The sequence below is a fragment of the Halalkalibacter kiskunsagensis genome (assembly GCF_037027555.1).
GTDB lineage: Bacteria > Bacillota > Bacilli > Bacillales > Bacillaceae_D > Halalkalibacter > Halalkalibacter kiskunsagensis.
The window spans coordinates 14,789-41,079 of sequence record NZ_JAXBLX010000030.1; the positions used below are offsets into that span (position 1 = coordinate 14,789).

Annotated in this window: 29 protein-coding genes; 28 read left to right on the top strand and 1 reads right to left on the bottom strand. The window is 39.0% G+C overall.

Annotation, left to right across the window (positions count from 1 at the left end; all coding sequences use genetic code 11):
• Positions 1-272 precede the first annotated feature (272 nt).
• From SLH51_RS16670 to SLH51_RS16685, 4 genes are all read left to right on the top strand, one after another.
• Complete coding sequence (locus SLH51_RS16670; RefSeq protein WP_335962516.1) at positions 273-2,825, top strand: vitamin B12-dependent ribonucleotide reductase; 2,553 nt, start codon at positions 273-275, stop codon at positions 2,823-2,825.
• Positions 2,826-2,998: 173 nt separating this feature from the next.
• On the top strand, positions 2,999-4,027 hold the full coding sequence (gene splB, locus SLH51_RS16675) for a spore photoproduct lyase (RefSeq protein ID WP_335962518.1): 1,029 nt from the start codon (positions 2,999-3,001) through the stop codon (positions 4,025-4,027).
• Positions 4,028-4,201: 174 nt separating this feature from the next.
• Positions 4,202-4,630, top strand: a complete 429-nt coding sequence (gene mntR / locus SLH51_RS16680) for a transcriptional regulator MntR (RefSeq protein ID WP_335962520.1) — start codon at positions 4,202-4,204, stop codon at positions 4,628-4,630.
• A 194-nt stretch (positions 4,631-4,824) separates the two neighbouring features.
• Positions 4,825-5,721 (top strand): patatin-like phospholipase family protein, encoded by an 897-nt coding sequence (locus SLH51_RS16685; RefSeq protein WP_335962522.1) that lies wholly within the window; start codon positions 4,825-4,827, stop codon positions 5,719-5,721.
• Between the two features lie 41 nt (positions 5,722-5,762).
• Here the strand turns inward: SLH51_RS16685 and SLH51_RS16690 are convergent, their stop codons facing one another.
• Complete coding sequence (locus SLH51_RS16690; protein ID WP_335962523.1) at positions 5,763-6,170, bottom strand: SA1362 family protein; 408 nt, start codon at positions 6,168-6,170, stop codon at positions 5,763-5,765.
• Between the two features lie 323 nt (positions 6,171-6,493).
• Here SLH51_RS16690 and SLH51_RS16695 point away from each other — a divergent pair, with 323 nt between their 5' ends.
• The 24 genes from SLH51_RS16695 (at position 6,494) to SLH51_RS16810 (ending at position 26,186) form a co-directional block, all read left to right on the top strand.
• Positions 6,494-6,988 carry a YqhR family membrane protein gene (locus SLH51_RS16695; RefSeq protein ID WP_335962524.1) on the top strand — a complete coding sequence of 165 codons (495 nt, stop codon included), beginning with the start codon at positions 6,494-6,496 and terminating at the stop codon, positions 6,986-6,988.
• A gap of 163 nt (positions 6,989-7,151) precedes the next feature.
• Positions 7,152-8,222 carry a M24 family metallopeptidase gene (locus SLH51_RS16700; protein WP_335962525.1) on the top strand — a complete coding sequence of 357 codons (1,071 nt, stop codon included), beginning with the start codon at positions 7,152-7,154 and terminating at the stop codon, positions 8,220-8,222.
• Positions 8,223-8,324: 102 nt separating this feature from the next.
• Complete coding sequence (efp, locus tag SLH51_RS16705) at positions 8,325-8,882, top strand: elongation factor P (RefSeq protein WP_335962526.1); 558 nt, start codon at positions 8,325-8,327, stop codon at positions 8,880-8,882.
• A gap of 208 nt (positions 8,883-9,090) precedes the next feature.
• Positions 9,091-9,372, top strand: a complete 282-nt coding sequence (locus SLH51_RS16710) for a YqhV family protein (protein WP_335962527.1) — start codon at positions 9,091-9,093, stop codon at positions 9,370-9,372.
• Positions 9,373-9,387: 15 nt separating this feature from the next.
• Positions 9,388-10,320 carry a stage III sporulation protein AA gene (gene spoIIIAA, locus SLH51_RS16715; RefSeq protein ID WP_335962528.1) on the top strand — a complete coding sequence of 311 codons (933 nt, stop codon included), beginning with the start codon at positions 9,388-9,390 and terminating at the stop codon, positions 10,318-10,320.
• Positions 10,317-10,829: a stage III sporulation protein SpoIIIAB gene (gene spoIIIAB, locus SLH51_RS16720; protein WP_335962530.1), complete on the top strand. Its 513-nt coding sequence runs from the start codon at positions 10,317-10,319 to the stop codon at positions 10,827-10,829. Before spoIIIAA ends, spoIIIAB begins: the two co-directional genes overlap by 4 nt.
• A 25-nt stretch (positions 10,830-10,854) precedes the next feature.
• Positions 10,855-11,061, top strand: a complete 207-nt coding sequence (spoIIIAC, locus tag SLH51_RS16725) for a stage III sporulation protein AC (protein ID WP_034630453.1) — start codon at positions 10,855-10,857, stop codon at positions 11,059-11,061.
• A gap of 14 nt (positions 11,062-11,075) precedes the next feature.
• Positions 11,076-11,465, top strand: coding sequence for a stage III sporulation protein AD (gene spoIIIAD, locus SLH51_RS16730; RefSeq protein WP_335962573.1), 390 nt, complete (start codon positions 11,076-11,078; stop codon positions 11,463-11,465).
• Positions 11,466-11,494: 29 nt separating this feature from the next.
• The gene (gene spoIIIAE / locus SLH51_RS16735; protein WP_335962531.1) at positions 11,495-12,676 is read left to right on the top strand and encodes a stage III sporulation protein AE; all 1,182 of its coding nucleotides are present in this window, start codon (positions 11,495-11,497) and stop codon (positions 12,674-12,676) included.
• 211 nt (positions 12,677-12,887) lie between these two features.
• A complete protein-coding gene (gene spoIIIAF / locus SLH51_RS16740; protein WP_335962533.1) occupies positions 12,888-13,553 on the top strand; it encodes a stage III sporulation protein AF in 666 nt (221 codons plus the stop codon).
• Positions 13,550-14,215, top strand: coding sequence for a stage III sporulation protein AG (gene spoIIIAG / locus SLH51_RS16745; RefSeq protein ID WP_335962535.1), 666 nt, complete (start codon positions 13,550-13,552; stop codon positions 14,213-14,215). Before spoIIIAF ends, spoIIIAG begins: the two co-directional genes overlap by 4 nt.
• Positions 14,215-14,829 (top strand): SpoIIIAH-like family protein, encoded by a 615-nt coding sequence (locus SLH51_RS16750; RefSeq protein ID WP_335962536.1) that lies wholly within the window; start codon positions 14,215-14,217, stop codon positions 14,827-14,829. Before spoIIIAG ends, SLH51_RS16750 begins: the two co-directional genes overlap by 1 nt.
• A 325-nt stretch (positions 14,830-15,154) precedes the next feature.
• A complete protein-coding gene (locus SLH51_RS16755; protein ID WP_335962537.1) occupies positions 15,155-15,526 on the top strand; it encodes a hypothetical protein in 372 nt (123 codons plus the stop codon).
• A gap of 222 nt (positions 15,527-15,748) precedes the next feature.
• Positions 15,749-16,249 (top strand): acetyl-CoA carboxylase biotin carboxyl carrier protein, encoded by a 501-nt coding sequence (gene accB / locus SLH51_RS16760; protein ID WP_335962538.1) that lies wholly within the window; start codon positions 15,749-15,751, stop codon positions 16,247-16,249.
• 15 nt (positions 16,250-16,264) lie between these two features.
• Positions 16,265-17,623: an acetyl-CoA carboxylase biotin carboxylase subunit gene (accC, locus tag SLH51_RS16765; RefSeq protein WP_335962539.1), complete on the top strand. Its 1,359-nt coding sequence runs from the start codon at positions 16,265-16,267 to the stop codon at positions 17,621-17,623.
• Positions 17,624-17,683: 60 nt separating this feature from the next.
• A complete protein-coding gene (locus SLH51_RS16770) occupies positions 17,684-18,088 on the top strand; it encodes an Asp23/Gls24 family envelope stress response protein (RefSeq protein WP_335962541.1) in 405 nt (134 codons plus the stop codon).
• A 278-nt stretch (positions 18,089-18,366) separates the two neighbouring features.
• Positions 18,367-18,762 (top strand): transcription antitermination factor NusB, encoded by a 396-nt coding sequence (gene nusB / locus SLH51_RS16775; protein ID WP_335962543.1) that lies wholly within the window; start codon positions 18,367-18,369, stop codon positions 18,760-18,762.
• A 27-nt stretch (positions 18,763-18,789) separates the two neighbouring features.
• Entirely contained in the window at positions 18,790-19,635 is an 846-nt protein-coding gene (gene folD / locus SLH51_RS16780; RefSeq protein WP_335962544.1) for a bifunctional methylenetetrahydrofolate dehydrogenase/methenyltetrahydrofolate cyclohydrolase FolD, read from the top strand.
• 8 nt (positions 19,636-19,643) lie between these two features.
• A complete protein-coding gene (gene xseA, locus SLH51_RS16785) occupies positions 19,644-20,993 on the top strand; it encodes an exodeoxyribonuclease VII large subunit (protein WP_335962545.1) in 1,350 nt (449 codons plus the stop codon).
• An 11-nt stretch (positions 20,994-21,004) separates the two neighbouring features.
• Positions 21,005-21,238 (top strand): exodeoxyribonuclease VII small subunit, encoded by a 234-nt coding sequence (locus SLH51_RS16790; RefSeq protein WP_335962547.1) that lies wholly within the window; start codon positions 21,005-21,007, stop codon positions 21,236-21,238.
• A gap of 2 nt (positions 21,239-21,240) precedes the next feature.
• Positions 21,241-22,131 (top strand): polyprenyl synthetase family protein, encoded by an 891-nt coding sequence (locus SLH51_RS16795; RefSeq protein ID WP_335962549.1) that lies wholly within the window; start codon positions 21,241-21,243, stop codon positions 22,129-22,131.
• Positions 22,132-22,828: 697 nt separating this feature from the next.
• Complete coding sequence (locus tag SLH51_RS16800; protein WP_335962550.1) at positions 22,829-23,437, top strand: hypothetical protein; 609 nt, start codon at positions 22,829-22,831, stop codon at positions 23,435-23,437.
• Positions 23,438-23,447: 10 nt separating this feature from the next.
• A complete protein-coding gene (gene dxs / locus SLH51_RS16805; protein ID WP_335962552.1) occupies positions 23,448-25,337 on the top strand; it encodes a 1-deoxy-D-xylulose-5-phosphate synthase in 1,890 nt (629 codons plus the stop codon).
• A 6-nt stretch (positions 25,338-25,343) separates the two neighbouring features.
• Positions 25,344-26,186, top strand: coding sequence for a TlyA family RNA methyltransferase (locus SLH51_RS16810; protein ID WP_335962553.1), 843 nt, complete (start codon positions 25,344-25,346; stop codon positions 26,184-26,186).
• The last annotated feature ends 105 nt before the right edge of the window (positions 26,187-26,291 follow it).

Below are 26,291 nucleotides of genomic sequence, written 5' to 3' on the forward strand. Positions count from 1 at the left end.
AAAATAACGTAAAAAAACGGATAAAAATCTAATAAACTCGTAAATGCTTCTTTTTTTGATTCTTTACAAAGTTGACAAATAGCATCAAAATAGAATTAAACACAATATATGGTGTATTAAAAATAAAAATGAGCACAATATATTGAATCTGAACTGATCTTTGTGGTAAGCTTACCCAAGAATGTTGAATATGGATATGCACAACGACTTCATCTACAACTAGATGTACGTATGTTTTAATAGATTTCCATGAGAAAGAGGAGGAGAGGCGAATGGCAATGACAATGTCGAAAGTAATGCGCCTAAATGTAGAAAGATTAAATGAGGATATTGAGCAGTTTCCTCAAGTTCACCCTATTACAAGTGATATGCACATAACAAAAAAAGGTGTATCGAGACTGGTAATGTTAGACCGCTATACATTCAAAGATACGGAAAAGAAAACATTAAAAGAAGGAGATTTTGTCGTATTAACTGTAAAAGACGATCCGAAGTTTCCAGCTCGTGGTTACGGATTTATCATGGAATTAGATCGTGTCAAAAATCAAGCAAAAGTACTAGTAGACGAAGAATTTCGTGGAGTGCTTGAAGGCGATGAAGCAGAAAGTGGTGTCGTAACGCGTTCACTTGATACGATTGAGAAGCCACTTGAGCTTTATTATGAACAAATTGCAAAGCGTAATGCTACAGGCCTTGCATCGGTGGAAACGACTGAACAAAAAAGACAAGAAGCATTTGAACAATTTTATGAGCAACTTGTTTCAATGAACTTTATTCCAGCAGGTCGCGTGTTATATGGTGCAGGGGCTGAGACGGATGTGACGTATTTCAACTGTTATGTAATGCCGTATGTACAAGATTCACGCGAAGGAATTTCAGAACATCGCAAGCAAGTGATGGAGATTATGAGTCGCGGTGGGGGCGTTGGAACAAACGGTTCTACATTAAGGCCTCGTAATACGCTCGCTCGTGGAGTGAACGGAAAATCATCTGGATCTGTTTCTTGGCTTGATGATATTGCAAAGCTAACGCATCTTGTTGAGCAAGGTGGGTCAAGACGTGGTGCTCAAATGATTATGCTTTCCGACTGGCATCCTGACATATTGGAATTTATTATTTCTAAAATGCAAAATCCTCGTATTTTACGGTTCTTACTTGAAAATACACAAGATGAATACATTCAAAAGCTCGTAAAAGACAAGCTTTCGTTTACTCCATTAAGTGTAGTAGAGGAGTCTATGTACCAAGGGATTGTGAATTATAAGACCATTGCGGGTCACGGTGGATTTGATCTCAAAGTCATCCGAGATGCAGAAGAAAAGCTGCGAGTTGGCGGAACGTATTCTGTTAACAATGCAGAATTTTTAACAGGTGCAAATATTTCTGTATGTTTAACAAAAGAATTTATGGAAGCTGTTGAAAATGATGAAGAATATGCTCTACGCTTCCCTGATGTTGAAAACTATACGGAAGAAGAGATGGCTACTTATAATAAAAAGTGGCATGAAATTGGTGATGTACGCGAGTGGAAAGAACTAGGTTACGGTGTCAGAACGTATCGGATCCTAAGAGCAAAAGAGTTATGGAATTTGATTAACATTTGCGCTACATATAGTGCAGAACCAGGCATATTTTTTATTGATAATGCAAATGACAAAACGAATGCTAAGGCCTACGGTCAAAAAGTAGTAGCAACTAATCCGTGTGGGGAACAACCACTTGCTCCTTATTCTGTATGTAATTTAGCGGCTATTAATTTAGCAGAAATGGCCAATAAAGAAACAAAGGAAATTGACTTTGCAAAATTACAAAAGACCGTTGAAGTCGGTGTGCGTATGCAAGATAATGTCATTGATGCAACGCCGTACTTCCTAGAGGATAACACGAAGCAAGCAAAAGGTGAGCGCCGTGTTGGTTTAGGAGTAATGGGTCTTCATGATCTATTGATTTATTGTGAATCAGTGTATGGATCAGAGAGTGGAAATCAGCTTGTTGATAAAGTGTTTGAGACGATTGCAACAACTGCATATCGTACAAGTATTGAGCTGGCGAAAGAAAAAGGGAGCTTTCCTTTCTTAGAAGGATCGACAGCACAAGAAACAGCGGAATTACGTAACGCCTTCATTAACACTGGGTACATGAAGGACATGCCGGAAGATATCCGTCAAGGCATATTAGAGCATGGTATCCGAAATTCACACTTGCTAACGGTTGCCCCTACAGGAAGTACAGGAACGATGGTAGGCGTGTCAACGGGTCTTGAGCCGTATTTCTCTTTCTCTTACTTCCGCAGTGGAAGACTTGGGAAGTTTATTGAAGTAAAAGCAGGCATAGTAGAAGAGTATTTACAAGCAAATCCTGGTGCAGATGAAAATCAACTACCAGAATGGTTTATTTCGACTATGGAGCTTTCTCCAGAAGCGCATGCTGATGTCCAATGTATTATTCAACGCTGGGTAGATAGCTCTCTTTCAAAAACGGTAAATGCACCTCGTGGCTATACAGTTGAACAGGTTCAAGGTGTCTATGAGCGTCTATACCGTGGCGGTGCAAAAGGTGGTACAGTATATGTAGATGGAAGTCGTGATGCGCAAGTTCTTTCCTTAAAAGCGGAAGAAAATCGCTTTGAGGAAGAGTCTACACATACGGAACAAAAGAAGAAAGTTGTCCTAATCGATACGATTTCTGAAGTGAGATCAACAAACGTAACGATTGGATCAGAGGTTGGGAATACATGTCCGGTTTGTCGTGAAGGTCAAGTTGAAGATATTGGCGGTTGTAATACATGCACAAGCTGCGGTGCACAGTTAAAGTGTGGTCTTTAAGGAACAGGAAAAAAGATGAATAATCATATAAAAAAGGACTCAATCACATTACATAGATTGAGTCCTTTTTTGCATTTGTTAGTGGGTTGTTGCAGTTCCCCCTTTTGTTAGTAAATGGCAGTGTGAATCAATAAGACGTGCACAAGCTATAAAAAAAAGAAAGAGGTGCATGTATGATGAGGGCTTTTCAGCCGCAATTGGTTTACATAGAACCTGGTGCATTAGAGTACGCGCTAGGTCGTGAATTAAAAGAGAAGTTTGAAAAAGAAGGTGTGGAGATTAGAGAAACGACTTCGCATAATCAAGTCCGAAACATTCCGGGGAAGAACGAATTGCAACAATATCGAAATGCGAAATCTACACTTGTAATTGGTGTTCGGAAAACATTAAAGTTCGATACATCAAAACCTTCCGCAGAATATGCACTACCACTAGCGACAGGCTGTATGGGGCATTGTCATTATTGTTACTTACAGACGACACTTGGAAATAAGCCATATATTCGTACTTACGTGAATTTAGAAGATATATTTGATGCTGCAGATCAATATATACAGGAACGAGCACCTGATATCACTCGTTTTGAGGCTGCTTGTACGTCAGATGTAGTTGGAATTGATCATTTAACGCACTCTTTGAAAAAGACGATTGAACATATTGGTCAAACAGACCTAGGACGCTTACGCTTCGTAACAAAATATCATCATGTTGATCATTTGCTTGATGCCAAACATAATGGAAATACTCGCTTCCGTTTTAGTGTGAATTCTGACTATGTAATTAAACAATTTGAACCAGGGACGTCCAGCTTTTTAGAAAGAATAGAAGCGGCGGGGAAAGTAGCAAAAGCAAATTATCCATTAGGATTTATCGTGGCACCGTTAATTTTGCATGAGGGTTGGAATGCAGGCTATTATGAACTATTTGAACGATTAGAGGCCATTTTACCGCTGTATGCAAAGAAAGATCTTACATTTGAATTAATCCAACATCGTTATACAAAAACAGCCAAAAATATTATTCAAAAGCGTTATCCTAAATCGAAACTTGAAATGAATGAAGAAGAAAGAAAGTATAAATGGGGTAAATATGGACGCGGCAAGTATGTTTATCAAGATGAACAAGCAGGGGAATTAAAAGAAACAATCCAATCCTATATTGATCGTTTCTTTCCAGAAGCAAAAATTGAATACTTTACTTAATGTGATACAAGTCATTGTCCTCTTCCTACATTGTAGTGTAAAATAAAACTGTTGCACATTTTCGAGTAGCATTTGAAATGTGCCAGAATAGGTATATAATACAGAGTTTTTTTGTATAAACACCGTAGTAGCCTGCAAACAGGGTAATTTGGCGACAAAAATGGAGGGGACACTATGCCAACACCTAGTATGGAAGATTATTTAGAAAGAATTTACATGTTGATTGAGGAGAAAGGCTATGCAAGGGTCTCCGATATCGCAGAGGCATTAGAAGTCCATCCTTCATCAGTGACAAAAATGGTTCAAAAATTGGATAAAAGTGATTATTTAATATATGAACGATATCGTGGTCTTGTTCTAACAGCAAAAGGAAAGAAAATAGGGAAAAGACTTGTCTACCGTCATGAACTTCTAGAGGATTTTATGAGGCTTATAGGGGTTGATGAAGCGCATATTTATCAAGATGTTGAAGGAATTGAGCATCATCTTAGTTGGGATGCGATTGATCGAATTGGAGATTTAGTTCAATTTTTTCAAGAACAGAAACAACGAGTAACAGAACTTAGAGATATTCAAAAAAGTAATGAAGAAGATGAATCGTAAGAGAAAACACCTGCTAACGGGTGTTTTTTTGTGTTTAAAAAAAGAATAATTTGGCTAGGGAGCAGGGACAAAAGTTGTTATTGACTTGAATAGTTTTATTAAATTCGATTTTGGTGAAGTCATGGTTTTCTAGAAATTTATAGGGACGTCCTACTTTGGTATAGACATATGGATAAGGTAGGAGGCGATATCTGATGAAAATTGACGGGGTGTTTGCGGGTGGAGGTGTAAAAGCCTTTGCGTTTGTCGGAGCGCTACAAGTGATGGAAGAAGAAGGATATGTGTTTGAGCGCTTGGCAGGAACAAGTGCAGGTTCCATCGTGGCCGCATTAATAAAAGTCGGGTATAGCAGTGAGGAGATCTTTACAATGCTAGATGACTTAGATGTTGAGTCGTTTAAAGATGAACGGATGTCGTTCCTTCCATTTTCTCTCGCTAAGTGGGTACACATGTATTTTCGGTTAGGGTTGTACAAGGGAAATGCTCTAGAGTCTTGGCTGAAAACAGTACTTGAAGCTAAAGGGGTCCGTACTTTTGGTGATTTGCCGAAAGGGTCATTACGAATTATTGCATCTGATTTATCAAAAGGGAAGTTATTGGTGCTACCTGATGATTTAAGGCAATACGGAGTTATCCCTGAAAAATTTCCAGTTGCAAGAGCTGTCAGAATGAGCTGTAGTATTCCATTTTTCTTTGAACCAGTAAAAATCTATGATCGTGCTAGTGCGGGAAAACCATCTTATATTGTAGATGGGGGAATCCTCAGTAATTTTCCAATGTGGTTATTTATGGATGGGAATACGAAGAGATGGAAACGTCCTGCTATTGGATTTCAATTAACACCTGAATTAAGTGAAATGCCTGCAAATAAAATCAATAATGCTGTAGAAATGTTTCGTGCATTATTCGAAACGATGAGTTCAGCACATGATATAAGATACATTGATCAGGATCACGCTCGTAACATTGTATTTATTCCTGTTTTGGATGTAAAGGCGACGGATTTTGAGCTAACTGAAAAGCAGAAAGAAAATCTTATCGTACTAGGGAGAGAAGAGACGAATTTTTTTTTGAAAAACTGGAGTTACTAATAAAGGTTGTTCAAAAAGGTACGACCTTTTTGAACAACCTTTTAAAAGAATGCGCGGTTCTTTTTTTTGTTTTTTTTGCCTTCAATGACAGTTAAATTATGATCTTCTCGTCGACGTTTTGGACGGGCAGGCTTCTTTTTAGCGCTAACGACATTTGTTGTTTTAGGTTTAAACGCTGCCGTTTTTGAAGGAGAAGATTGACGATTTAAACTCGTTCGCTTTGCTTTACGAAGTTGTGCACGACTTGGACCCGACTGTGATGGAAATAGCGGGGTTCCGTAACGTCGCGCCATAAACCAGCGGTAAATAAGAAAGAATACAGCGATGAACCCAACCATCATAAGAATTCGAGTTAAGAAACCTAAAGGATTATATAATAATTCGTAACCAAGACCAATAATAGCAAAAATAAGAACAGCAGGTATGATGTATTTCATTATCGAACGCATTGTCTACACCTCCAAAGAGTAATGATGTCACAGGCTACACCGTTTCTGTTTTTTGAAACTTTTCTGTTAAAATACATCTCGAGTACCACTATATCTTTGCGCCAAGTTTCAAAAGCTTTGACGTAATAATGAGGGAATAAACTTATCTATTCTATAAATTTAATTCTACATGAAACTGAAAAAATCCTCTAATGTAAATGCTTGGTCATTACCCAATTTAAAAAAACAATTTCTTTATAGTATACCCACTTTTGATAGCCTTCATTCTATATGGACAACATAAATTTCATGACTTTTCAACATTCTAATCGGACATACTACGGATGGAGGTGGTTCTTGTGGAAAAACAACAAGAAAACAGACAGGAAGAACAAATGTCATTTTCAGTAAAAGTAGCATTAATTGGCTTATTTGGAGGGTTGATTTGGTCGTTAGTTGGTTATTTTGCCTTCTATTTTAATTTTATAAGAGTCGGTCCAGCTCTTGCTTTAATGCCTTTTGTCGTTGGGGATTGGAAGGATACGTACATTGGTCAGCTTGTTGGTGTGGCAGTTATCGCGATTTTATCAATTGGACTAGCTTTTTTATATAAACTAGTATTACAAAAATTTCAAAAGCTATGGGTGGGAATTGGCTTCGGTCTTGTTTTGTGGCTTATCGTCTTTTACCTACTAAATCCATTCTTCCCTGGACTTAAATCAGTACAAAACCTTGATTTTAATACTATTATTACATCAATATGCTTATATGTCCTATATGGTACCTTCATTGGATACTCTATTTCTTATGAATATGCAGAGCAGCATCGAAATGACTAAACATTTTACACGATCACTCAGCCTCTTTTCGTTTATGCTACAATTATATTGAAAGATGAGTGAAAATACTTGTGAAGGAACTAAATTGTCTTTTTGTTTAAGTTCCAAACTTTACAGGAGAAACACGATCTTTATCTGACTCGAGTGAAGGAGAGGGATAATATTGAAACGAATTGAGGCATTGCGAACAAAATTCAAAGAACACGAAATTGATGGGTTATTGTTAACAAGCTCTTATAACAGACAGTATATGACACAGTTTACTGGAACTGCAGGAGTGGTAATTATCTCAGAGCAAAAAGCAATTTTCATTACAGATTTTCGCTATATGGAGCAAGCAAAGGAACAAGCAAAAGGATATGAAATTGTTCAACATACTGGACCTATTTTTGAAGAAGTTGCAAAACAAGTAGAGAAGCTTGGCTTAAAAAAACTTGGTTTCGAGCAAGCTCACCTTACATATGAAGCACATCAAGTGTATGCACGTAATATGGAACATGTCCAATTAATTCCTGTTGCTGGTTTAGTTGAAGAAGTCAGAATGATTAAAGATCAGGAAGAAATCCAACTGATTCAAGACGCAGCAAATATTGCTGATGCAGCCTTTGAACACATTATTACATATATTAGAGCTGGAATTACGGAGTTAGAAGTGTCTAATGAGTTGGAATTTTTCATGAGAAAACAGGGTGCAGTTAGTTCATCTTTTGATATTATCGTCGCGTCTGGTTACAGATCAGCACTCCCGCATGGTGTGGCGAGCGAAAAGATGATCGAAAAAGGAGAACTAGTGACACTTGATTTTGGAGCTTACTATAAAGGATATTGCTCAGATATTACTCGGACTGTTGCCGTTGGTGAGGTAAGTGATGAATTAAAGAATATTTATAATACAGTTCTCAATGCGCAACTACGAGGTATGGATGGCATTAAGCCAGGCATGACAGGAAAAGAAGCAGATGCATTGACACGGGACTATATAACGGAAAAAGGGTATGGAGATTATTTCGGTCACTCTACTGGGCATGGGCTTGGGATGGAAGTACACGAAGGACCTTCGCTGTCTATAAAATCAAACACAGTACTTGAACCAGGTATGATCGTAACAGTTGAGCCTGGAATTTATATCGCAGGTGTTGGTGGAACGAGAATAGAAGATGATACGCTAATAACAGAAGACGGAAACTGCTCTTTTACTCATTCACCGAAAGAACTGCTTGTATTAGGCGAATAGCTGTAAAAAAAATAAGATAAGAAACTTTTTCCAAGCTATGGTATAGTAAAAGTATGACTGAACGTTCAATTATTTGAATGGAAAAGATGGAGGAATAAAGGTATGATTTCTGTAAATGATTTTAAAACAGGATTAACAATTGAAGTAGACAATGGGATTTGGCAAGTAATGGAATTCCAACATGTTAAGCCAGGTAAAGGAGCGGCTTTTGTGCGCTCTAAACTACGTAATCTTCGTACAGGATCGGTGCAAGAAAAAACATTCCGCGCGGGCGAGAAAGTATCGAAAGCACACATTGAAAACCGTCGCATGGCTTACCTTTATGCGAGTGGAGATATGCATACGTTCATGGATAATGAATCGTATGAACAAATTGAGTTACCGACTGCTCAAATTGAACATGAACTTAAATTCTTAAAAGAAAATATGGTTGTTCAAATTATGACTTATCAAGGCGAAACACTTGGTGTAGAAGTACCTAATACGGTTGAACTTGAAGTGACTGAGACGGAGCCAGGAATTAAAGGAGATACCGCTTCTGGTGGAACGAAGCCAGCAACGTTAGAAACTGGTTTAACGGTCCAAGTTCCTTTCTTCATTAATCAAGGTGATGTTTTAATTATCGATTCACGTAGTAGTTCATATGTGTCACGTGCGTAATAACTGTAATACTACAAGAAGACTGTCAGACATAAATTTGTCTCACAGTCTTTTTTGAATCAGCAATCTACAATTTTAAAATTAATTGAATATGTGCATTCAAACTATTAAAAAAAGATGAGCTGCTCGCTAGCTCGTCTTTTTTTTGTTCTGAATAGGACGTTCCATTCATAAGGTTGTACAAAGTGATTTTAGTTGAGGTGGAACAATGAAGACGTGGTTTTACACGGTGGAAATGACATTGCTTGTGATGGTCGGGCTAAGGTTGCTTTCGGGGCTAATTGAATTAACCGTTGCAGGTTTAATTCTGAAGTTTAATAGCATTGAAAAGGCAGTTGCGTTAAATGCGATGCTAGCTATTATTGGCCCAACTATTTTTATTGCTTCTGTCGCGTTAGGTTTAATCGGAATGTCTGACAAATTATCGGCATCGAAATTTATCTTTATAGGTGCTGGAGTTGTATTGATTCTAATTGGAATCAGAAAGTAAGGGAGGCGGGTAGAAATGTTACAAGATATAGCAGCCATTTTACCAGAGAACATACGAGAAATAATCAATCGCCTACAACCAAATGTTGTACAAAAAACAGAAGAAATCCGTCTTCGTGTCAACAGACCTCTTGAAGTCGTTTCAGGGGGGAAACCGTACTATCCGTCAATTCAAGATCGTCATTACATTGTCCTAGCCGAGGATGCAAAGTATTTATTAAATCAACTTAGCCAGTACTCTATGTACGCTTTTGAAGAGGAACTACGGAGGGGCTTTATCACAATCAAAGGAGGACACCGAGTTGGGTTGGCTGGCAAAGTCGTACTCGACCGCGGACAAGTTAAAACATTGCGAGATATAAGCTCGTTTAATATACGAATTGCAAGGCAAACAATCGGAGTAGCAGAACGACTCATTTCCCAGTTATATGATCAAAGATGGCTAAATACGATCTTTATCGGTCCTCCTCAAACAGGGAAAACGACATTGCTACGCGATGTAGCGAGATTAATAAGCCAAGGGATGCCAAGTCGAAAGATTGCACCGTTAAAAGTTGGAATCGTAGATGAACGATCTGAGATTGCTGCAAGTATGAAAGGAATTCCTCAACTAGAGTTAGGGTCGCGTGTTGATGTGCTTGATGGTTGTCCAAAAGCTGAAGGAATGATGATGCTGATTCGTTCTATGAGTCCAGATGTCATTATTGTTGATGAGATCGGGAGAAAAGAAGATGCTTTCGCTGTCCAAGAAGCGCTCCATGCTGGAGTGAAGGTGATGACAACAGCACACGGGTTCTCTCTCGAAGATATTGAACGAAGGCCCGAGTTGAAGTCGTTACTCGACCAAGGTGCATTTGAACGTTGTGTTGAGTTGACGAGAACGACTCAAGCTGGTGTCATAAAGCGAATTCGTAATCAAGAGAGGAAAGATGTGGTGAAAATGACGTGAAGTTGATCGGAGCTGTCATCATCATTCTCGCAACAACCTGGATAGGGTTTGAATGTGCCAAACGGCTTAGTGAGCGACCGAAGCAGTTACGTCAACTGAAAGTAGCGATTCAGTCGCTTGAAGCAGAAATTATGTATGGTCTTACCCCGCTGGCTGAAGCAAGTAAGCATATTGCTAAACAAATGCCCAAACCAGTGTCTTATCTCTTTGAAAATTTTTCCTACCGGTTAATAAACAGACAAGAAACCGCTTTTGAAGCATGGGAAGAAAGTGTAAATGAAACGTGGAATCATACAGCGATGCTCGATAGTGAAAGGGAAGTCATGATGCAATTTGGTTCAACACTTGGTCAACATGACCGTGAGCAGCAACAAAAACAAATAAAATTAACCTTGTCTCATCTTGAGCGCGAAGAACAAGAGGCGAAGGACCGTCAATATAAATATGAACGGATGATAAAAAGTTTAGGATTTCTCACTGGAATACTAATTGTTATTTTAATGATCTAGTAGTAACGGACAGGAGGAGAGGGCTGTGGTGTATGATGTCAACACCATTTTTCAAATAGCAGGAATTGGAATTGTTGTAGCAATGATTCATACGGTTTTAAAGCAAATGGGAAAAGAAGACTGGGCTCATTGGGTTACGTTAATTGGGTTTGTCGTCGTTTTGTATATGGTGGCGACCATTGTAGATGATTTATTTCAGAAAATAAAAGGGGTATTCCTGTTCCAAGGGTAGGGGGGTGAGTTGCGATTGATATTATCCAAATTGTCGGGTTAGGGCTTATCGCAACCTTCCTAGCCCTAGTAATTAAAGAACAAAAACCGCTATTTGCCTTCATGCTAACTGTTTTTGTTGGAATCCTTATTTTTCTGTTTTTAATAGATGAAATTGTAAAAATAATTGACATGCTTGAAGGCATCGCTGAGCAAGCAAATATGAATATGATGTACTTGCAAACGATCTTAAAGATCATAGGAATAGCGTACATAGCAGAGTTCGGCTCGCAAATTGCTAAGGATGCAGGACAAGCTGCTATCGCTTCTAAAATTGAACTTGCTGGGAAAATTCTTATTTTAGTGATGGCAATACCAATCTTAACAGCAGTTATTGAAATGGTTCTCGCACTTTTACCAACGTAATAGAGAGCTAGATTGGGGGAGGGACAAGCGTGAACAAACGGTTCATTGTTCAAGGAATAGTCGTAGTTATCGTCTTAATACTGTTTGCACCAGTCAGCTTAGCTGAAACGGAACCGTTGGATGAGCAGGGGTTTGTTGATAAACAAATAGAACAACTGCAATTAGATGAAGTCCGCTCATTTTGGGAACAAATTTCTAACGAGTATGGTGGATTTTTACCTGAAAGTCAAAAAGGATCATTTATGGAATTTGTTCGTGGAGAAAAGCAATTTTCGATTAAAGAATGGGGAATGGGGCTTGTCCGCTACTTTCTGCATGAGTTAATCGTAAATGGCAAATTGTTAGGTTCACTTATATTGCTGACCGTTTTCTGTATGATCTTGCAATCTCTCCAAAATGCATTTGAACAGCAAACAGTCAGTAAAGTTGCATATGCCATCACCTATATGGTTTTAATGATTATTGCGTTAAATAGCTTTCATGTTGCGATCACATACGCACAAGAAGCTGTTAGTAGTATGATTCATTTCATGATTGCGTTATTGCCGTTATTGCTAGCTATGATGGCGGCAATTGGAAATATTACATCTGCAGCTCTATTTCATCCCTTAATTATCTTTTTAGTCAATACGAGCGGCTTACTTATTCAGCATATTGTCCTTCCGTTGTTGTTCTTATCTGCTGTTCTTAGTATTGTCAGTACACTTACAGACCATTATAAAGTGACGAAGCTAGCAACTTTCTTGCGTAACTTAGCCGTAGGGACATTAGGAGTATTTTTGACGATCTTCCTTGGTGTTATATCCGTGCAAGGGGCAGCAACGGCAGTGTCAGACGGGATAACGGTTAGAACAGCTAAATTTCTTGCTGGAAGTCTCGTACCTGTGGTTGGAAGAATGTTCACAGATGCTGCTGATACCGTATTAAGTGCCTCTCTCTTATTGAAAAACACGATTGGAATTGCTGGGCTTGGGATATTATTAATGCTTTGTGCATTTCCTGCAATAAAAGTATTGACTCTCGCTATTATCTTTAATTTATCTGCAGCCATTCTCCAACCATTAGGAGGTGGCCCAATCATTGAATGTTTATCAATCATTGGTAAGGCCGTAATCTTCGTATTCGCAGCAATGGCAGTTGTATGCCTTATGTTCTTTCTAGCAATCACAATTATGGTAGCTGCAGGAAATTTGTCTCTAATGATGAGGTAGAAGAGTTAATACAAAAAGAGCGATTTTTCCTTTTTGTATAAACTCGAAAGTGATGAGTGAAGCCGATGCAAGTATTTAAGTCCTTTAACAGCGGGTTTCTCATAAAGGACGCGCAGCGAGCGGAGCCATTGCATCTCCTTGAATTGACACAAAAAAATGCAAAAAGGGCGTTTTTTCCTTTTTGTATAAACTCTAGAAAGGAGTATAGCCTATGGGATTTTTGACGGAGTGGCTAACGAATATCATCCTATTAATCTTACTTGCGACCATACTTGAATTGATGCTGCCAAATTCGAATATGCAACGATACGTCAAAATGGTTGTCGGTTTGCTTCTACTTGTTGTTATGCTCCAACCGTTACTATCAATTTTTACAGAAGATGTTGATGAATGGCTGTTTTCTTTATCAAAAAAAACCGAACGTACAGAACAATCACTAAATGATTCAATTAATTTGCAAAAAAGAGAAATAGAGTTGGGTGTAAGTGCATATATCTTAGAACAGGTGGCTGTCCAATTGAAGAGACAAGTAAGAGAGACATTAGAGGATCAACATTCACTAGAAATTAAACATGTTGATATTAAGCTTAAGGGTGATCTGGATCAAACAATGGACGAAGAGCAGATTGTAGAGCAAATTCAGGCAGTCCATGTTTATGTACAGTCACAAGCCTCTGTAAATGAAAATGAACAGGAGAAATCAAGTGAAGTGTCGCTCGTACAAGTTGTTCAAATTGACACAAGAAGATCAATAACGAACGATGCGGAGGAAACAAATCCTGATTTAATTCCTGTTCAACAGCTTCTCTCAGAAAATTGGCACATCCCGAAAGAAAAGATTTTATTAGCGTGGGAAGGGGGGAAACAAGCAAAATGAATCGCGACGAACAGAAGGATCAACAATGGCTACAGGCCCTATTTAAGAAGCCGGAAAATGGAAAAAAGAAACGATTGCCCCTCCATTATATCTTGCTTCTTGGATGTGTAGGACTTGCACTCATGATAGCGGGCAACCTTCTGACCAATCCAACAGGAGACGAAGAACAAACCTTACCCGTCTTTAATGAAGAAGAGGAAGAAGCTGAAACAGCATTTGGGAAAAACACATCAGCTGAACCGAATTCAATGCAAGACTATGAAATGCGCTATGAAAATCAGCTAAAAGAAGTGCTCGAACAAATTGTAGGCGTATCCGATGTCAATGTAATGGTGAACTTAGCCAATACAGAGCGCAATGTGTATGAAAGAAACACAAATGAGAAGCAACAAAACACGGATGAGACAGATCGTGAAGGTGGCACAAGAAAAGTGGAAGATATTTCTCGTGACGAACAGCTTGTTATTACACGAAATGGTGATAAGGAAGAACCCATTCTAGTCGAACAGGAGAAACCAAACGTTCGAGGGGTGCTCGTTGTTGCTAAAGGAGTAGAGAATGCCCAAGTGAAAAGCTGGGTAGTCGAAGCAGTAAGTCGATCACTTGATGTACCAAGTCATAGAGTTTCGGTTATGCCGAAGAAAACAAAGGAGGATTCATAATGGTCTTAAAAAAGCAAACAGTTTGGTTGTTAACAATGTTGAGTTTAATTATCGTACTTTCCGTGTATTACGTACAATCCCCGGGGCCAGTACCTGGTGAGGAAATTGCATTTGTCGATGAAGGTCAAGAAGGAAGAATGGATATGGAGGAAATGCCAGAAGATGATGCAAATGAGGTAGTCGTTAACATTGCTGAAGAATTAGAAGAGGCAGATGCAGAGACAGAAGAGTCTGAATCAGGTGTTATTTCAAGTATCTCAACAAATGAAGCATTTGCTACAATTCGAATGGAACTCCAAGCAAGTCGTGATCGAATGGCTGAAGAATACACTTCCATTAGAGCGTCAGCAGATGCGTCAGCTGAAATGAAAGTGCAAGCTCATGATAAAAGCATTGAACTACAACGATTATCACAAAAAGAATCTCAACTAGAAACACTGATCATAGCAAAAGGATACGAAGATGCTCTTGTTATGGCAGAGGATGACCAAGTTCGTGTTATTGTTCAAACAGAAGAGCTTCCTCGTGAACAAGCAAATGAAATCTTAAGCATGGTTTATGATCACTTGGGACAGAACAACACCGTTACAGTTGCTCATCAAGCCGCTAAATAAATAGGGAGTCGCCCTTTATGAAGCCACTGAAAAAGATGAAAATCAGAGGCCACTGAAAAAGTCCATCGAGGAAGCGGCAATGGCTCCGTTGCGCGCCCGTTATGAGACTCACTCATAGCGGGCTTTTTATTCCAGGAAACGGCTATGCTCAGTGCCCTCAAAAAACGACCTTTTTCATTAGCTTCGCCCTTATTAGGGTGGCTTTTCGTTATTTCTCTAATAAGTTTACTATTACAAAAAGTTTGATGAAAACAATTGAAGATGCAACTCCTCATTTGTCTATGATATAATACGCAAAGTAACTAAATCTCAAGGAGCGATTAGTATGGAATGGAATGATTTAACAGATGGTGCGAAAGCTGTACTAGAGCAAACACGCAATATTAAAAATGATAATATTCAGATTGTCGAATTTGAAATTGGGTTTGAGCAACAATTTGAAGAAGGTCAAGAAGATACATATGCTGTTTCAATTCAAGAGGAAGATTATCAAAATCTTAAACGCTATACGAAAGAAAATGAGTATGGTGATAAGTATCATATGGCTAGAAATAAAAACATTGTTAAGATTATTCTACTCGAAAACGGAAAGATTCCTGATAATTTATCAGAGTTTCCTGTTTTTCGTCAATACAAGAAGGATGTTTTAGTAAAAGCGGAAGCTGAAAATAGTGGACAAGACTTATCACAAGAATAAGCGACTGCAAATAAGGGGGGATCGCCCGTTTTGGAATACCCTCTTTTAAAATAATATTTAGTTTTCCAGACTAATTCTATTTGAAGTTTGTATTGAAGGGATTCGCTTATCCCTGTCGAAGATATTAATGCGTTACAATTATGATATAATTTCTTATAATTATTTTTGAAACCCGTGTAACTAGTTTATGAATTAATACGGGGAAAGAGGGAGTGCACAAATATGTTAAAAGTTCAAGAGTTAAAAGAATTAATAAAAGCACTTGATCAATCAGATGTAGATGAACTTAAATTTGAGCAAGATGGAACAAAGTTAATCTTGAAAAAACACCCAGAACCAACACAGCCGGTAGAAAAAGTAGCTTATCAAGAGGTAGCAGCACCAGCACCAGTTGCAGCACAACCGGTTCAAGTTGAAACAAGCGCTGTTGCTGCTGTAGCAAAGGAAGAAACAAAGGAAATAGAAAGTACGCCAAGTGCTAATGTACATACAATTACATCACCAATGGTGGGGACGTTTTATTCAGCACCATCACCTGATGCAGCAGCATATGTAAAGCAAGGGGATAAAGTAACAGAAGAATCAGTTGTTTGCATAGTGGAAGCAATGAAACTTATGAATGAGATCGAAGCGGAAGTTAAAGGAAAGATTACGGAAGTTCTTGCTGAGAACGGCGAGCTTGTTGAATATGGACAACCATTATTTGTGGTAGAGCTTGTTTAACATAGGAGAGATATAATGATTAAAAAAGTTTTAATTGCAAATCGTGGGGAAATTGCAGTGCGAATCATACGCGCATGTAGAGAATTAGATATTGAAACAGTGGCCGTTTATTCAGAAGCAGACAGGGATTCCTTACATGTTAGACTAGCAGATGAAGCCATTTGTATAGGCCCAACACCTTCTAACAAAAGTTATCTAAATGTGACGAATATCATGAGTACGGCTACATTAACGGAAGTAGACGCTATTCATCCGGGCTATGGCTTTTTAGCCGAAAATGCTGATTTTGCAGAAATTTGTGCTGCTTGTAATATTACGTTTATTGGTCCGAGTCCTCAAGCGATTAATCAAATGGGAACGAAAGATGTCGCAAGGGAAACGATGGCAAAAGCAGGTGTACCAATCGTACCTGGTTCCAAAGGGATTGTTGCAAACATTGATGCGGGTCTTTCGGTTGCAGAGGAAATTGGTTACCCAGTTATCATTAAAGCCACTGCTGGTGGAGGAGGCAAAGGGATTCGTGTTGCTAGAACACCAGAAGAGCTTCGAAAAGGCATGAATATTACGCAACAAGAGGCAGCCACTGCTTTTGGAAATCCGGGGGTATATATTGAGAAATACATCGAGGACTTCCGCCATGTTGAAATCCAAGTATTAGCCGACAATCATGGGAATGTGATTCATCTTGGGGAACGAGATTGTAGTATTCAACGGCGCTTACAGAAGCTACTTGAAGAAACACCATCCCCAGCTATTTCAGAAAAAACAAGGAAAGAAATGGGCACAGCAGCTGTCAGTGCAGCAAAGGCAGTTGATTATTCTGGTGCAGGGACAGTTGAATTCATTTATGACCATAACAATGGAAACTTTTATTTTATGGAAATGAATACACGAATTCAAGTAGAGCATCCTGTTACGGAAATGGTTACAGGAATCGATTTAATTAAAGAACAAATTCGCGTAGCGAGTGGAGAAATCTTATCCGTTACTCAAGAGGATGTAACTTTTAATGGTTGGTCAATTGAATGCCGGATTAATGCAGAGAACCCTGCAAAGAAATTCATGCCTTCTCCTGGGAAAATTACGAACTACTTAGCACCAGGTGGTTTAGGTATTCGAGTGGACTCTGCTGCTTATCCAGGGTATGTGATTTCACCTTTTTATGATTCAATGGTTGCAAAAGTCATTACTCACGGAGCAACACGTGCAGAAGCCATTGCCAAAATGAAACGAGCATTAGAGGAGTTTGAAGTTGAGGGAGTTGAAACGACGATCCCTTTTCACCTTCGTCTGTTAAATCATGAAACGTTTATTTCAGGTGACTTCAATACAAAATTCCTTGAACTTTATGATGTGATGTCTGTAAAACTCTGACAATAAATAGAGTTGTTTGATTTTGCAATTGAACACTCTATAAATAGGAGGAAATGAACAATGAATGATAACCACATTCTTGAACTAGAAGAACAAAAGTCTGAACTTGGTACAGTTGAAATTTCACCAGAGGTAATTGAAGTCATTGCTGGTATTGCTGCATCTGAGGTCGACGGGGTTGCGATGTTGCGTGGCAATTTTGCTGCGGGTGTAGCAGAAAAGTTAGGAAGAAAAAATCACGGAAAAGGTGTTAAAGTTGAATTAGCTGAAGACGGAATAACAGTGGATGTTTCAGTTATCATCACGTACGGTGTAGCAGTTCCAGAGGTTGCTAATCTAATTCAGCAAAATATTAAGCAAGCTCTGCAAACGATGACAGCGATTGAACTTCAAGCAATTAATGTACACGTTGTTGGAGTTCAATTTGAAACAACTGATCCGGTTGAACAAGACGAAGTCCAATAAACAATGCGCGTTGTTTTTGACAGTTAGGGTAGTTACCTTGGCTGTCTTTTCGTCATTTTGGGCTATAATAGAAGAGACTATTCCAAAAGCAATGAGCGAAGCCGTTGCATGGTTTTAGACAAACCCATTAATAATAAGAATGTCCATTTATTGGACAAGTTGTAACAGTGATTAGAGAAAGCGAAAGATTCTTCACATTACAATCTAAATTGTTCTGTTTTAGCACTACATGTTATGCTATTATCAACATATTAAAAGTACAAGAAGGAGTTTGACTAATGAATCGAAGAGTAGCAAGACTAAGAGCTGCACAAGCGCTCTATCAAATAGATTTAACGGATGGTGACAGTGAGGGTGCGATTGAGAGTGTCCTAGATGAGGGAGAAACGCCAAGTTCATTTATGCTTGACCTTGTTCGTGGAACACTTGAACACAAAAGTACGATTGATCCTGTCATTTCTTCTAGCCTACAAGGTTGGACACTTGATCGTATGGGACTTGTAGACAGAGCGATCGTTCGTATGACGCTTTACGAGATGAAATTCATTGACGACATTCCTGTAAATGTTACCTTCAATGAAGGGATTGAATTAGCCAAAGCATTTGGTGGAGAAGAATCAGGAAAGTTTGTGAACGGTGTATTATCGAAAGCGATGGAAAAGTTACAAAATTAAACAAATCCAAAGAGGAGTGACACATTCATGACAGCTTTATTATTAAATGGAAAAGAACTAGCTGCAAAGAAAAGAGAACAATTAAAAAGAGACGTTGAGGTATTAGCCTCTGAAAATATTGTGCCTGGCTTAGCCGTAATTCTTGTAGGCGAAGATCCAGCTTCACAATCGTATGTTAAAGCAAAGCAAAAAGCATGTGAGCAAGCAGGGATTCATTCTGTTTTAATTAAAAAGCCAACTTCAATATCAGAAGAAGAACTACTTTCTGAAATTGATCGTCTTAACAATGATGAAACAATTGATGGAATTTTAGTTCAATTGCCAATTCCAGAACATATTTCTGAACAGGCTGTCATTGAACGAATTGCTCCTAACAAAGACGTAGATGGGTTCCATCCAATTAACATTGGGAAAATGATGACAGGAGAAGATACGTTTTTGCCGTGTACTCCTTTTGGTGTTGTTGAGATGCTTAAAGAGGCAAACATAGATCTTATTGGGAAACATGCTGTGGTTGTAGGAAGAAGTAATATTGTCGGCAAGCCAGTTGGACAGCTTTTGTTAAATGAACATGCAACGGTTACATACACTCATTCTCGCACGAAGAATTTACGTGAAATGACGAATCTTGCTGATATTTTAATTGTTGCGATTGGAAAACCAAAATTCATCGGGGCAGACGACGTTAAAGATGGTGCGGTAGTGGTTGATGTAGGTATTAATCGAGTTGATGGGAAGCTATGTGGTGACGTTGATTTTGATAGCGTGAAAGAAAAAGCTTCATATTTAACACCTGTACCTGGCGGGGTAGGTCCGATGACGATTACGATGCTTCTTGAAAATACAATTTTATCAGCCAGAAAGCGTTCGTAGGGTGATTAATGGCTGCTAAGAGTGTTTTAACGATTTCTGAAGTGACCCGTTATATTAAATCGCTAATGGAAGAAGATGTGATGCTTCAAAGTGTTTGGATACGAGGTGAGCTTTCAAACGTCAAGATGCATAGTCGTGGTCATTTGTATTTTACAGTAAAAGATGATAAATCACGCATGCAGGCCGTTATGTTTGCTGGTCATAACCGGTATTTAACGTTTAAGCCGGAAAATGGAATGAAGGTATTGCTCCGTGGTGAGGTCAATGTATATGAGCCATATGGTCAGTATCAATTTTATGCAAAGGAAATGCAACCTGATGGAGTGGGCAGTTTGTATCTTGCCTACGAAAAGCTCAAAGCGCAATTGGAAAAAGAAGGGTTATTTTCGCCTGAAAGAAAAAAGCCGCTTCCACTATTTCCTTCTCGTATTGCGGTCATTACTTCTCCGACAGGTGCCGCGATTCGTGATATTGTAACTACTTTAAAGCGTCGCTATCCAATTGCTCAAATTACGTTGTTACCTGTTCTTGTGCAAGGAGATCAGGCTCCTAATTCCATTATGCGAGCCATTGAACAAGCGGATCTTGCTAATTGTTTTGATTGTTTAATAGTTGGTCGAGGAGGCGGTTCAATTGAAGAATTATGGGCGTTTAACGATGAGGGGGTTGCAAGAGCCATTGCAACAGCAGAGGTACCTATTATATCTGCAGTTGGCCATGAGACAGATTTTACGATAAGCGATTTTGTTGCCGATTTACGAGCGCCGACACCTACGGGGGCAGCTGAGTTGGCTGTACCTGATTACCGGGAAGTTCATAGGTCGTTATCCATGATGCGAAAAAGACTTCAGAAAGTTATGAATGATAAAGTAACGGCTGAATCTGATAAGTTAGAGAGATTGAAGCGTTCTTATGCGTTTAGGTATCCAGAACAATTAATTCGTCAAAAGGAACAGCAGTTAGATGGCTATTTTGATCGGCTAAAGCGAGCTATTGTATCGACGGTTACACAGTCATCTACTCAATTAACGCATTTAGATAAATCATTATCAAGGCTTCATCCACATGTAAGAGTACAACAAGCAAAGGACCAAAAGAAACAACTACAGCAGTCGTTAATAAAAGCAATGAAAGAGCAAATTAAGTCAAAGCGATTGCCATTTGAGAAAGCTATTGGTGAATTGAATCTTCTTAGTCCTTTGAGATTGATGGATAGAGGATACAGTTTGGCTTATGATCGTGATGAGAAATCATTAATTAAATCAACCAAGCAAGTCGAGGTTGGTACAAAGGTTGATATACGTCTTAAAGACGGGACACTTCTATGTCTTGTTGAGGACACAGACCCAATGGAATAGGAGGAGAAAAAATGACAGAGAAAAAAGAGCTGAATTTCGAAGATGCAATGCAAGAGCTTGAGCAGGTCGTTGAACGTCTTGAACAAGGAGATGTGCCACTTGAAAAAGCCATTTCCATGTTTCAAGAAGGAATGAATTTATCGAAACAATGTCACGAAAAGCTTGAACAGGTTGAAAAACAAATGGACCACATCCTTCATGAAGATGGAGAGTTGGAACTGTTACATTTTCAGGAGGATGAGTGATAGTGACTGAAGAGCTTACTTCCTTTCTACAGGAAATAAAATATGACATTGAAGAAAGATTGCCTAAACACCTAGAACAACTAAGGGCACCACTTGTATTAAAGGACGCTATGATTTATTCATTAAATGCTGGTGGGAAAAGAATTAGACCAGCCCTGCTACTCGCAACAATAAAAAGCTTTGAAAAGCCAATCAGGAGCGGCTTGGATATGGCTTGTGCAATTGAGATGATTCACACATATTCTCTCATCCATGATGACTTACCTGCCATGGATGATGATGATTTACGTCGGGGGAAACCGACAAATCACAAAGTCTTTGGTGAGGCGATGGCAATTTTAGCTGGAGATGCGCTTCTTACATATAGCTTTGAGCTCGTTGCAACAATGAATGAAAAGGAAATAACTGCAACGCAAAAATTACTCTTGATCCAAGAGTTGGCCAAGGCAGCTGGACCAGAAGGAATGGTTGGTGGACAAGTTGCTGATATTGAAGGAGAAAATCAAGCTTTAACATTAGAGGAGCTTGTATACATTCATCAGCATAAGACGGGTGAGCTTCTTGCTATGTCAATCGTGGCAGGAGCAATTATTGCTGGAGCTACAACAGATGATATTAGGAATCTAAGGCTTTTTGCTAAAGAGTTAGGACTAATGTTCCAAATCAAAGATGATATCCTTGATGTAGAAGGGGATACGGAGACAATTGGAAAACCAAGTGGTAGTGATGATGGAAATAATAAAAGTACCTATCCTAATTTGTTAGGATTAAATGGCGCTAAAAAGAAACTTGATGAGCATATGTTACGGGCAAAAGAATATTTATATAATGTTAACATGAATCATGAGCTCCTTTTGACATTAACTACCTATGTAGCAGAGCGTGACCATTAATTCAAAGCATTTCCATTGAGGTTAGAAATGGCTCATGCTATAATAGCGAGACCGAGAGTGGTGCAGTATTCTAGTCAGTCCTCCGTTCTTGAAGGCGGGGCTAAAAATCCGCCAAAGGGCACATCGATGAAGCTCCTTGTCTTGGCTTGAGGCGCCCAGCCTTGGGTCTTGACTGGGAGAAAAGGTAGTAGGGCGATCCACAAAGGCATGTGGGCGTTGACCCTCCTACCGTGGAGGCCTTTTGCTCGGGCCATACAAGAGTATGGCTTAAGGGCAAAGGGTATGAACCTGCAACGGCAAGCTAGGGAGCTTGTCTGCAGCGTAGCCTGCCTTGAGTGGAGGGAGAGGGGATTATGGAAATGAGGTCAAAACGTGTCGGCCAACAGGTTTTGACTTTGACCCATATGAAATCTACTCTGCAAAAGAGGATAAAAGAATGGCAAGGGACTGCTGAGGAAATCTCCTAGACTGTTCAAGAGACATTTAAAGAGGATTGCAGTGTAGACTAAGTGGTAATCCAGTCTGACGATTGGTGACAACGTCAAGTTTAGTATAAAGGGAAACCGCCTCTGCGGCGACGCAAAGGAGCTAAATTGGGAAATCCTACTGGACCTAAGCTACAGAGTTTACTCTTTAAATGACCACTCCAAACATATACATAGTACTTTTCTTAAAAAAAGGTGATCGATAGATAATTATGAAACCTCTTCAGAAATCAATACATTGGAGTTTGGGAATCGCCGTTATCACACTTGTGTTAGCGGCTATTTTTTCAGTTATTTCAACATTTATTTTAAGTGGCGTTACTTGGGCAATCGGCATGGGGATTGTCTTTATTATTGTCTTTTTAGGTGTGTTCTTTGATACAATAGGTGTAGCCGCAACTGCAGCGGATGAGAAACCATTTCATGCAATGGCTTCAGAACGCTTATATGGAGCAAAACATGCTGTGCTAATAACTAGAAATGCTGATAAATTTGCTAACTTTTGTAATGATGTAATTGGTGATATTTCTGGTATTATAAGTGGAACCGCATCTGCTTACGTCGTTTTGCAACTGTCTGTACAGTTAGGCTATGGAGATACGTCGATCCAGCAATTTGCAATCTCTATTCTTTTTACGAGTGTAGTCGCTGCTTTAACAGTTGGGGGCAAAGCTGTTGGGAAAACTTTGGCGATTCACTACTCAACTCCGATCATCTATCAAGTAGGTAGATTATTATATTTTTTAGAGGTAAGATTAAAAATAAAAATATTTTCAACAAATGGAAAAACGAAGAAAAAAGACAAACTGACTCGAAAGTGAGGGTTCCTTTATGAAACTAGAGGAATTTAAAGACCCAAGCGACCTTAAGAATTATTCAAAAGTACAACTCGAGGATCTCGCTGAAGATATCCGCCATTTTTTAATTGAAAAACTATCCGTTACAGGAGGACACCTTGGACCGAATTTAGGAGTTGTAGAACTTACACTTGTTTTGCATCATTTATTTGAGAGTCCTAAGGATAAGTTTATATGGGATGTAGGTCATCAAGCATATGTTCATAAGATTCTAACTGGTCGGGCAGGCCAATTCGATAAACTACGTCAATACAAAGGATTATGTGGTTTTCCGAAACGAAACGAAAGTGAGCACGATGTTTGGGAAACTGGACATAGCTCAACATCTCTTTCTGCTGCTATGGGAATGGCTACAGCAAGAGATATTAAAGGTACAGATGAGAACGTCATAGCGATCATTGGAGATGGTGCTCTTACAGGTGGGATGGCACTTGAAGCATTAAATCATATTGGACATGAGCAAACCGATTTAATTGTTATTTTAAATGATAATGAAATGTCGATAGCTCCCAATGTAGGGGCCTTGCATAATGTGTTAGCGCGTTTACGTACGGCAGGGAAATATCATAAGGCAAAAGAAGAGCTAGAACAATTAATTAAAAAAATCCCAGCGTTTGGTGGAAAGCTAGCTTCTACTGCTGAACGAGTGAAGGATAGTTTGAAATATCTACTCGTATCAGGAATCTTTTTTGAAGAATTAGGTTTCACCTATTTAGGCCCTGTTGATGGACATGATCTCGATGATTTAGCAGAAAACTTGAAATATGCTAAGAAAACAAAAGGACCAGTACTTGTTCATGTTCTGACGAAAAAAGGAAAAGGGTATGAACCAGCTGAAAACGACGCGAAGGGGACGTGGCATGGCCTTGGACCGTACAAAATTGAGTCTGGTGAAGTCGTGAAAAAGCCAGGTCCTCCTAGTTATAGTGGCGTCTTCGCTGAAACGTTAAAGAAAATCGCACGCGAGGATAAACGAATTGTTGCGTTAACAGCGGCGATGCCAGGTGGGACGAAACTTGATGTATTTGCAAAAGAATTTCCGAAGCGAATGTTTGATGTAGGGATAGCGGAGCAACACGCAACGACAATGGCTGGTGGATTAGCGACACAAGGGATGAAGCCGGTGTTTGCTGTTTATTCAACATTTTTACAACGTGGATATGATCAAGTTGTTCACGATATTTGTAGACAAAACCTAAATGTTGTCTTTGCGATTGACCGAGCAGGACTTGTAGGGGCAGACGGTGAAACACACCAAGGTGTATTTGATATTGCGTATCTTCGTCACCTTCCAAACATGAAAATTATTATGCCAAAAGATGAAAATGAATTACAGCATATGATTTATACAGCTTGTCAATATGATGATGGTCCGATAGCTGTTCGTTATCCTCGAGGAAATGGATATGGCATTAAAATGGATGAAGAATTGAAGAAACTGCCGATCGGGAAATGGGACACGATACATGAAGGCACAGAAGCCTGTATTTTAACGTTTGGAACAATGCTACCAGTTGCAAAAGAAGTAGTAAGTCAACTAGCGAAACAAGGTATTTCAGTTAAATTAGTAAATGCCAACTCGGTAAAGCCATTAGATGAGCAACTTTTGCATGATTTAGCAAAGTTAGAAATTCCACTATTAACTCTAGAGGAAGCAGCTCTTCAAGGTGGCTTTGGCAGTGCAGTATTGGAATATTTCCATGACCAAGGTTTTCACAACGTCGAAGTGAAACGAATGGGAATTCCAGATAAATTTATTGAGCACGGTAGTGTATCTGAATTGCTTGAAGAAATTGGTCTGACTTCAGCAAATGTTCTTGATCAACTTGTGACAATGCTACCAAAAAAAAGACAAAGGGCGTAACGGACATTGACTAAGAAAGAGCGTATTGATGTTTTGCTTGTGGAACTAGGGCTTATTGAAACGCGAGAGAAGGCGAAACGTTCAATAATGGCTGGTCTTGTTTTTTCTGGGACAGAACGAATCGATAAGCCAGGAATAAAGGTTGATCGTAATACCCCTCTTGAGATTAAAGGAAATCCGCTTCCATATGTCAGCCGTGGAGGATTAAAATTAGAAAAGGCTATTTCTCTTTTTAACCTTTCATTAGAGGGGAAAATTGTGATTGATATAGGTGCATCAACAGGTGGGTTTACCGATTGCTCATTGCAAAATGGAGCAAAAGCCGTGTACGCATTAGATGTTGGTTATAATCAATTAGCATGGAAGCTAAGGCAGGACGAGCGTGTAACCGTAATGGAACGAACTAATTTTCGTTACGTAACACCAGAAGACTTACAGGAAGGCTTGCCTCAATTTGCCACTATTGATGTTTCCTTTATTTCTTTAAAGCTCATACTACCAGTTCTAAAAACAATTCTTGTTTCAAGTAGTGATGTGATTGCTCTAGTTAAACCGCAATTTGAAGCGGGACGAGAGCAAGTTGGAAAAAAAGGAATTGTTCGTGAAAGATCTGTTCATGAAGATGTGTTAAAGAGAATGACAGATTTTGCGACCTCTGAAGGATACGATGTGGAAGGTCTTAGCTTTTCTCCGATTAAAGGAGGAGAAGGGAATATTGAATTTCTCATGCATTTACGTTTTGAGGGTACAAAAGAAGTTGGCATGATTGATGATGAGATCTCGGTACAAGATGTTGTTGATCAAGCTCATGAATCATTAAAAACGAAACAAGTCGAAGCGGATCATTAATTAGGAGGCCTTAGTTCAGCAATGGACTAAGGCTTTTTTAAAATGCTGATAGTTTACATTTTTGTAAATAGCGCAAACTTGCTACTTAAAATGAGAAAAACAAAT

Bases quoted from the DNA above. Each gene is read 5' to 3' on its own strand.
- SLH51_RS16670 (WP_335962516.1), top strand. From the start codon at position 273: ATGGCAATGACAATGTCGAAAGTAATGCGCCTAAATGTAGAAAGATTA.
- xseA (WP_335962545.1), top strand. From the start codon at position 19,644: ATGGCTGCTAAGAGTGTTTTAACGATTTCTGAAGTGACCCGTTATATT.
- SLH51_RS16710 (WP_335962527.1), top strand. From the start codon at position 9,091: ATGAAGACGTGGTTTTACACGGTGGAAATGACATTGCTTGTGATGGTC.
- SLH51_RS16770 (WP_335962541.1), top strand. From the start codon at position 17,684: ATGAATGATAACCACATTCTTGAACTAGAAGAACAAAAGTCTGAACTT.
- SLH51_RS16750 (WP_335962536.1), top strand. From the start codon at position 14,215: ATGGTCTTAAAAAAGCAAACAGTTTGGTTGTTAACAATGTTGAGTTTA.
- mntR (WP_335962520.1), top strand. From the start codon at position 4,202: ATGCCAACACCTAGTATGGAAGATTATTTAGAAAGAATTTACATGTTG.
- SLH51_RS16755 (WP_335962537.1), top strand. From the start codon at position 15,155: ATGGAATGGAATGATTTAACAGATGGTGCGAAAGCTGTACTAGAGCAA.
- SLH51_RS16685 (WP_335962522.1), top strand. From the start codon at position 4,825: ATGAAAATTGACGGGGTGTTTGCGGGTGGAGGTGTAAAAGCCTTTGCG.
- SLH51_RS16690 (WP_335962523.1), bottom strand. From the start codon at position 6,170: ATGCGTTCGATAATGAAATACATCATACCTGCTGTTCTTATTTTTGCT.
- splB (WP_335962518.1), top strand. From the start codon at position 2,999: ATGATGAGGGCTTTTCAGCCGCAATTGGTTTACATAGAACCTGGTGCA.
- spoIIIAF (WP_335962533.1), top strand. From the start codon at position 12,888: ATGGGATTTTTGACGGAGTGGCTAACGAATATCATCCTATTAATCTTA.
- efp (WP_335962526.1), top strand. From the start codon at position 8,325: ATGATTTCTGTAAATGATTTTAAAACAGGATTAACAATTGAAGTAGAC.
- accB (WP_335962538.1), top strand. From the start codon at position 15,749: ATGTTAAAAGTTCAAGAGTTAAAAGAATTAATAAAAGCACTTGATCAA.
- spoIIIAG (WP_335962535.1), top strand. From the start codon at position 13,550: ATGAATCGCGACGAACAGAAGGATCAACAATGGCTACAGGCCCTATTT.
- nusB (WP_335962543.1), top strand. From the start codon at position 18,367: ATGAATCGAAGAGTAGCAAGACTAAGAGCTGCACAAGCGCTCTATCAA.
- dxs (WP_335962552.1), top strand. From the start codon at position 23,448: ATGAAACTAGAGGAATTTAAAGACCCAAGCGACCTTAAGAATTATTCA.
- SLH51_RS16800 (WP_335962550.1), top strand. From the start codon at position 22,829: ATGAAACCTCTTCAGAAATCAATACATTGGAGTTTGGGAATCGCCGTT.
- accC (WP_335962539.1), top strand. From the start codon at position 16,265: ATGATTAAAAAAGTTTTAATTGCAAATCGTGGGGAAATTGCAGTGCGA.
- spoIIIAA (WP_335962528.1), top strand. From the start codon at position 9,388: ATGTTACAAGATATAGCAGCCATTTTACCAGAGAACATACGAGAAATA.
- SLH51_RS16695 (WP_335962524.1), top strand. From the start codon at position 6,494: ATGGAGGTGGTTCTTGTGGAAAAACAACAAGAAAACAGACAGGAAGAA.
- folD (WP_335962544.1), top strand. From the start codon at position 18,790: ATGACAGCTTTATTATTAAATGGAAAAGAACTAGCTGCAAAGAAAAGA.
- SLH51_RS16790 (WP_335962547.1), top strand. From the start codon at position 21,005: ATGACAGAGAAAAAAGAGCTGAATTTCGAAGATGCAATGCAAGAGCTT.